A 7,019-nucleotide genomic window follows, 5' to 3' on the forward strand; every position below is an offset into this window, starting at 1 on the left:
GCAAGGGCCGGAGGCCCCTGCCTAACCGAACGGATAGCTGTTTACTGACTTTCGCCACGCTCACGGGCAATGGCGCGGTAGCCAATGTCGGTGCGGTAGAAGCAGCCTTTCCAGTCGATCTTCGCCGCCAGCTTGTAAGCCTGTTGCTGGGCGGCATCTACGCTGCTGCCCATGGCGGTTGCGCACAGTACGCGACCACCGGCGGTGACGACCTTGCCATCCTTGAGCGCGGTGCCCGCGTGGAACACCTTGCCTTCCAGCGTAGCAGCCGCGTCCAGACCTTCAATCACATCGCCCTTGGCGTAGTCGGCCGGGTAGCCGCCGGCGGCCAGCACGATGCCGACGCTCGGGCGCGGGTCCCACTGGGCTTCGACCTTGTCCAGGGCCTGGGCCAGCGCAGCTTCAACCAACAGCACCAGGCTCGATTGCAGGCGCAGCATCACCGGTTGGGTTTCCGGGTCGCCGAAGCGGCAGTTGAACTCGATGACTTTCGGATTGCCGGCCTTGTCGATCATCAAGCCGGCGTACAGGAAACCGGTGTACACATTGCCTTCGTCGGCCATGCCGCGCACGGTTGGCCAGATCACCAGGTCCATCACGCGCTTGTGCACTTCGGCGGTTACCACTGGCGCCGGGGAGTAGGCACCCATGCCGCCGGTGTTCGGGCCGCTGTCGCCGTCACCCACGCGTTTGTGGTCCTGGCTGGTGGCCATCGGCAAGACGTTCTTGCCGTCGACCATTACGATGAAGCTGGCTTCTTCGCCGTCGAGGAACTCTTCGATCACTACGCGCGAACCGGCTTCACCGAAAGCATTGCCGGCGAGCATGTCGCGCACGGCGTCTTCGGCTTCAGCCAGGGTCATTGCGACGATCACGCCTTTACCGGCGGCCAGGCCGTCGGCCTTGATCACGATCGGTGCACCGACTTCACGCAGGTAGGCCAGGGCCGGCTCGATCTCGGTGAAGTTCTGGTAGTCGGCGGTCGGGATCTTGTGGCGCGCCAGGAAATCCTTGGTGAAGGCTTTCGAGCCTTCCAGCTGGGCAGCGCCGGCGGTTGGGCCGAAGCAGTCCAGGCCGCGGCTGCGGAACAGGTCCACAACGCCAGCTACCAAGGGCACTTCCGGGCCGACGATGGTCAGGGAAACGTTTTTCTCGGCAAAGTCCGCCAGTTGCTCAAGGGCCAACACGTCGATGGCGACGTTTTCGCACTTGGCTTCAATGGCGGTACCGGCGTTGCCGGGGGCGACGAAAACTTTCTGGACACGTGGGTCCTGGGCAACTTTCCAGGCCAGGGCGTGTTCACGGCCACCGCTGCCAATGATCAAAACATTCATTTCAAAAACCTCGGATGACGCTGAATTCTGATCGTTCCCACGCTCTGCGTGGGAATGCCTCTTGTGACGCTCCGCGTCACGCTTTGGGACGCGGAGCGTCCCGGGCTGCATTCCCACGCAGAGCGTGGGAACGAGCAATCAGTGGCGGAAGTGGCGCATGCCGGTAAACACCATGGCGATGCCGGCTTCATCAGCCGCTGCAATCACTTCTGCGTCACGCATCGAGCCGCCCGGTTGGATCACGGCGGTAACACCGGCTTTCGCGGCGTTGTCCAGGCCATCACGGAACGGGAAGAATGCGTCGGACGCCATCACCGAACCGGCGACCTGCAGGCCGGCATGTTCTGCCTTGATCGCAGCGATGCGTGCCGAATTCACGCGGCTCATCTGGCCCGCGCCGACACCGATGGTCTGGCGGTTCTTGGCGTAGACGATGGCGTTGGATTTAACGTACTTGGCGACTTTCCAGGCGAAGATCAGGTCGTTGATTTCCTGTTCGGTCGGGGCGCGCTTGGTCACCACTTTCAGATCGGCGCTGCCGATCATGCCGATGTCGCGGCTCTGTACCAGCAAGCCGCCGTTGACGCGCTTGTAGTCCCAGGCAGCGGCACGCTCGGCCGACCACTCGCCGCAGGCCAGCAGGCGCACATTGGCCTTGGCAGCAACGATGGCGCGGGCCTCGATACTCACGGATGGGGCAATGATCACTTCCACGAACTGACGCTCAACGATCGCCTTGGCGGTCTCGGCGTCCAGTTCACGGTTGAAGGCGATGATGCCGCCGAAGGCCGATTCGGTGTCGGTGGCGTAGGCCAGTTCGTACGCCTGGCGGATACCGCCTTCAGCGTCCGGGCTCACGGCCACGCCGCACGGGTTGGCGTGCTTGACGATCACACAGGCTGGCTTGACGAAGCTCTTCACACATTCCAGCGCGGCGTCGGTGTCGGCCACGTTGTTGTAGGACAGCTCTTTGCCTTGCAGTTGGGTCGCGGTGGCGATGCCGACTTCAGCAGGCTTGGCCTCAACGTAGAACGCCGCGCTCTGGTGCGGGTTCTCGCCGTAGCGCATTTCCTGGGCCTTGATGAACTGGCTGTTGAAGGTGCGCGGGAACTGGCTGCGACCTTCTGTGCTGAGGGTTTCAGCGGCCTGGTTCACGGTGCCCATGTAGTTGGCGATCATGCCGTCGTAGGCCGCGGTGTGTTCGAAGGCCTTGAGCATCAGGTCGAAGCGCTGGGCGTAGGTCAGGCCGCCGGCTTTCAGGCTTTCCAGTACGTTGGCGTAGTCGCTGGCGTTCACCACGATGGCCACGTCTTTGTGGTTCTTGGCTGCCGAGCGAACCATGGTCGGGCCGCCGATATCGATGTTTTCGATGGCGGTCGGCAGGTCGCAGCCTGGCTTGTTGATGGTGGCTTCGAACGGGTACAGGTTAACGGCCACCAGGTCGATCGGCTTGATGCCGTGCTCGCTCATGATGGCGTCGTCGATACCGCGACGACCGAGGATCCCGCCGTGGATTTTCGGGTGCAGGGTCTTGACCCGACCGTCCATCATTTCTGCGAAACCGGTGTAGTCCGCCACTTCCACTGCGGCCACGCCGTTGTCCTGCAGCAGTTTGAAGGTCCCGCCGGTGGAGAGAATCTCCACGCCCAGGGCTTCCAGCTCCCGGGCAAATTCGAGGATCCCGGTCTTGTCGGAGACACTGATCAAGGCACGGCGGATCGGCAGGCGGGTAGTCTGGTCGGTCATTTCAATTTCCATCAAAAGCAAAGGAGTCAGCAAAAAAGGCGTCCGTTTTTACGCGGGCGCCTTTCTGGTTTGATTGAATGCTTACAGCAAATCGTACTGCTTGAGTTTCTTGCGCAGCGTGCCACGGTTCAGACCGAGCAGCTCACTGGCCTTGGTCTGGTTGCCCTTGACGTAGTTCATCACGCTTTCGAGCAACGGCGCTTCGACTTCGGAGAGCACCAGGTTGTACACGTCCGTGACGGCAGCGCCCTCAAGGTGGGCGAAATAATTGTGCAGCGCCTTCTCGACACTCCCGCGAAGGGTCTGGCCTTCTTCGCTCGGCGTGTTGAGGTGCTGTTTCAAATTGACGTTGTCGCTCACGGGTGTTGTTCCACTCACTAAAGTCTCGGTCATCATCGTCATGCGGCCACCCCTTCTCCGTCCCCTGTCACCAGGCTCTTGTAACGCTCGGAGAAGAACTCACGAACGTTGGCGCACTGTGCTTCCGTATCATCCAAACGATTGAAGTGGGCGCGAAACTCCCTGGCGCCCGGCAAGGTTGCGAGATACCAGCCCACATGCTTGCGAGCAATGCGTACTCCCATCACGTCTCCGTAGAAGGCGTGCAGGGCGGCCAGATGCTCTAGCAGAATACGTTCCACCTCGATCAGCTCCGGTGCCGGCAAGGTTTCGCCGGTACGCAGAAAATGCTCGATCTCACGAAAAATCCACGGCCGCCCCTGGGCAGCCCGGCCAATCAACAGGCCATCGGCGCCGGTCGCGTGCAGCACGCGCCGGGCTTTCTCGGCTGAGTCGATGTCGCCGTTGGCAAAGACGGGAATCGACACCGCCTGCTTGATCGCGGCAATGGTGTCGTACTCGGCTTCACCGGTGTAAAGGTCGGCGCGGGTGCGGCCATGCACCGCCAGCGCTGTAATGCCCGCCTGCTCGGCGATCTTCGCCACCGTCAGGCCATTCTTGTTGTCCCGGTCCCAACCGGTGCGGATCTTCAGGGTGACCGGCACATCCACTGCAGCGACAACGGCATGCAGGATCTCGCTCACCAACTGCTCATCCTTCAACAGGGCAGAACCTGCGGCCTTGTTGCAGACCTTCTTGGCCGGGCAACCCATGTTGATATCAATAATCTGCGCCCCCAACTCCACGTTGGCCCGGGCCGCATCCGCCAGCATCTGCGCATCACCGCCGGCGATCTGTACCGAGCGGGGCTCGGGATCACCTTCGTGGATCATGCGCATCCGCGATTTGCGGGTGTTCCACAGGCTCATGTCGCTGGTGACCATTTCCGAGACTACAAGCCCTGCGCCCAAACGCTTGCAAAGCTGACGAAAGGGCTGGTCGGTGACGCCCGCCATCGGGGCGAGGATCAAGCCGTTGTGCAATGTGTATGGGCCGATGCGTACCGCCGACATAGGACTTCCCTGTTGTGGGGCCGGATCATTAGAGTTCGAAAAAGGGTTGGCATGATACCCGCTCTCGATGACTGGATAAAGGCTGAATTGGATAAAATCTGAGCAGTTATTTTCTTATCGCCGCAGGTTTGGTCAAAGGCGATGCAGTCAATAATCTGCCGTCAAGCACCGGCCAGGCAGCCGTTTCACTCGGGGGAGTGGAAGCTCAGGCTGTAATTCACCGCTTTGTTGCCCGGGTCGAGGATGTCCAGGGCAATGTGGATCGGCGTCTGGGAGGGCATCTCGGTCACGCCTGCCAACTCGCCGCTGAGGTATTCGGCGGGTTTGAAGCGACGACTGGCGATCATATTCCCGTTCATGTCGGCAAAGCGTAGCTCCAGCAGCGGGAACGGTTGGGAGAATGTCGCGCGGTTATAGATGATCGCGTCCACCACCAGGGCACCGGCAAACTCCGGGTGGCTGCGCACCACCAGGTTGCTGCTCTTGATGTGGGCGATATCGACCCGGGATGGCACGGTGCAGCCCAGTTTCGGGCACAGTTCCTGGAACCATGGACGGTAGGCGTCCTGGCGTGCCAGGTCGTCGAATTGGTAGGCGACGTATTGTCCCGCCAGGCCGGCGGCGGCCAGCAGCACCAGCAAGCCCCAGAACAGGCGGCGGCCCCAGCCGGAGGAACGCTTCTGTGAATACAGGTGCAGCGGGTCGTCTTCCAGGTCCGAAAGCAGGTCGTCGTGGGCGCCAGCCTCGGGGCGAGGGCGCTTGCGTTTGGGCTGCGGGCGTTCCGGTTGTTCGGGTTCCGGCTCGTCTGCTACGGCGGTTACCGGTGGGTCGAGTTCGTCATCGGTGGTGCTTGTGTGCAGCGGTGGTTCGTCGTCCGGCTCGACCGCTTCAAACGACATCGACGGTTCGGTGCGCTTGGGTTTGCCTGGGCTTGCCTTGGCCGGTTGCGGTTCGTCGTCGACCATTTGCGGGGCTTGGGCCCGTTCATCCCGGGGTTCGCTGAACAGGCTGGAGGCCCATTGCTCTTCCTCGGCCTTGGCCGTATCACGGCTGGCGCTGAGGGCATCTTCCTTTTGCCGACGATCGGCGCCGGTCTGGCGACGGTCGGCACCCACGGGTTGGGTGTGCTGGATCTCGCGACGCTCCAGCTTGGCCAGTTCTACGTCGAGGTCCAGGTTATCCAGGTCCAGCTCTTCGGCGGTCCATTGCTTCTGGCTGATGGCTCGCGGCGCTTGGGGTGGCGGTTCTACGGCTGCCGGCGGCTCTGCCGCAGGTGGTGCCTGGGGCGCGGGCGCGTTGGCGCGCTGCTCCAGCAGTTGGCGAGCGGCATTGAACACCTGCAGGCACGACCCACAGCGCACCACGCCACGGGCCACGCTCAATTGAGCGTGGTTGACGCGAAAGCGTGCTTGGCAGTGTGGGCACTGGGTGACGAAACTGTCGGTCATGCGGCCATCCGATTCATGCAGGCGCTCATTCTAGCGCCGACGACCACTGATGCGTACCCAGCCATCGCGGTTGGCGATCGGATCCAGCTCAAAATCCTGGGCGTAGGCGGCGGCAACGTCTTCGCCCTGTTCGGCGAGGATGCCCGACAGCGCCAGGCGGCCGCCCGGCTTGACCAGGCTCGACAGCTGCGGCGCCAGGGAAACCAGCGGCCCGGCGAGGATATTGGCCACCAGCACGTCGGCCTGCACCTGGGGCAATTGCTCCGGCAGGTACAGCGGGAATTTCTCTTCAGCGATGTTATTGCGCCCGGCGTTATCGCGGGAGGCTTCCAGGGCTTGCACGTCGATATCGGTACCGACCGCTTCCTTGGCGCCCAGCAGCAGGGCAGCGATCGCCAGGATCCCCGAACCGCAGCCGAAGTCCAGCACGTTGCAGTCTTTCAGGTCCTGGCCATCGAGCCATTCCAGGCACAGTGCGGTGGTGGGGTGGGTGCCGGTGCCGAACGCCAGGCCCGGGTCCAGCAGCAGGTTCACGGCGTCAGGCTCGGGGGCGGCATGCCAGCTCGGCACGATCCACAGGCGCTGGCCAAAACGCATTGGCTGGAAGTTGTCCATCCAGCTGCGTTCCCAGTCCTGGTCTTCGATGATTTCGCTGTGATGCTCCGGCAGCGGGCCGCCGGTGAGCAGTTCCATGTGGGCCAGGACGCTGGCGGCATCGGTGCCGTCTTCGAACAGGGCCAGCAGATGGGTGTGGGACCACAGCGGGGTGGTGTTGAGCTCGGGTTCGAAGATCGGCTGGTCTTCGGCGTCCATGAAGGTCACCGACACGGCGCCCACTTCGAGGAACGCGTCTTCGTAGGTTTCGGCTTGTTCTGGGCTGATGGCGAGACGGACTTGCAGCCAAGGCATGGCGGGCACCTTTGAAAAAATGAGTGTGCAGCGGGGTAGGGCTGCGAAAGACGCGCAAGTTTACGCGAGCGAACAGCAGAAGACGACTGTACTGCTGGTGTACACAGAACAAAATGTGGGAGCGGGCTTGCTCGCGAATGCGGTGTGTCAGTAATGGATGTGTTGACTGG

At 62.3% G+C, this 7,019-nt stretch carries 6 protein-coding genes; all 6 read right to left on the reverse strand.

The window, feature by feature from the left end:
- Window positions 1-41: 41 nt before the first annotated feature.
- The 6 genes from purD to prmA all read right to left on the reverse strand — a co-directional run bounded on the left by purD (window position 42) and on the right by prmA (window position 6,849).
- On the reverse strand, window positions 42-1,334 hold the full coding sequence (gene purD, locus ACW9I6_RS16755; protein ID WP_003217326.1) for a phosphoribosylamine--glycine ligase: 1,293 nt from the start codon (window positions 1,332-1,334) through the stop codon (window positions 42-44).
- Window positions 1,335-1,472: 138 nt separating this feature from the next.
- The gene (gene purH, locus ACW9I6_RS16760) at window positions 1,473-3,080 is read right to left on the reverse strand and encodes a bifunctional phosphoribosylaminoimidazolecarboxamide formyltransferase/IMP cyclohydrolase (protein ID WP_017478422.1); all 1,608 of its coding nucleotides are present in this window, start codon (window positions 3,078-3,080) and stop codon (window positions 1,473-1,475) included.
- 81 nt (window positions 3,081-3,161) lie between these two features.
- Complete coding sequence (gene fis, locus ACW9I6_RS16765) at window positions 3,162-3,482, reverse strand: DNA-binding transcriptional regulator Fis (protein ID WP_003186237.1); 321 nt, start codon at window positions 3,480-3,482, stop codon at window positions 3,162-3,164.
- A complete protein-coding gene (gene dusB, locus ACW9I6_RS16770) occupies window positions 3,479-4,492 on the reverse strand; it encodes a tRNA dihydrouridine synthase DusB (protein ID WP_003217321.1) in 1,014 nt (337 codons plus the stop codon). Before dusB ends, fis begins: the two co-directional genes overlap by 4 nt.
- A 185-nt stretch (window positions 4,493-4,677) precedes the next feature.
- The gene (locus ACW9I6_RS16775; RefSeq protein ID WP_457339559.1) at window positions 4,678-5,940 is read right to left on the reverse strand and encodes a DUF3426 domain-containing protein; all 1,263 of its coding nucleotides are present in this window, start codon (window positions 5,938-5,940) and stop codon (window positions 4,678-4,680) included.
- Window positions 5,941-5,970: 30 nt separating this feature from the next.
- A complete protein-coding gene (prmA, locus tag ACW9I6_RS16780; protein WP_003217316.1) occupies window positions 5,971-6,849 on the reverse strand; it encodes a 50S ribosomal protein L11 methyltransferase in 879 nt (292 codons plus the stop codon).
- Window positions 6,850-7,019 lie beyond the last annotated feature (170 nt).

The sequence above is a fragment of the Pseudomonas sp. SDO5522_S412 genome, from assembly GCF_054071215.1.

Bases quoted from the DNA above. Each gene is read 5' to 3' on its own strand.
- prmA (WP_003217316.1), bottom strand. From the start codon at position 6,849: ATGCCTTGGCTGCAAGTCCGTCTCGCCATCAGCCCAGAACAAGCCGAA.
- dusB (WP_003217321.1), bottom strand. From the start codon at position 4,492: ATGTCGGCGGTACGCATCGGCCCATACACATTGCACAACGGCTTGATC.
- purD (WP_003217326.1), bottom strand. From the start codon at position 1,334: ATGAATGTTTTGATCATTGGCAGCGGTGGCCGTGAACACGCCCTGGCC.
- fis (WP_003186237.1), bottom strand. From the start codon at position 3,482: ATGACGATGATGACCGAGACTTTAGTGAGTGGAACAACACCCGTGAGC.
- ACW9I6_RS16775 (WP_457339559.1), bottom strand. From the start codon at position 5,940: ATGACCGACAGTTTCGTCACCCAGTGCCCACACTGCCAAGCACGCTTT.
- purH (WP_017478422.1), bottom strand. From the start codon at position 3,080: ATGACCGACCAGACTACCCGCCTGCCGATCCGCCGTGCCTTGATCAGT.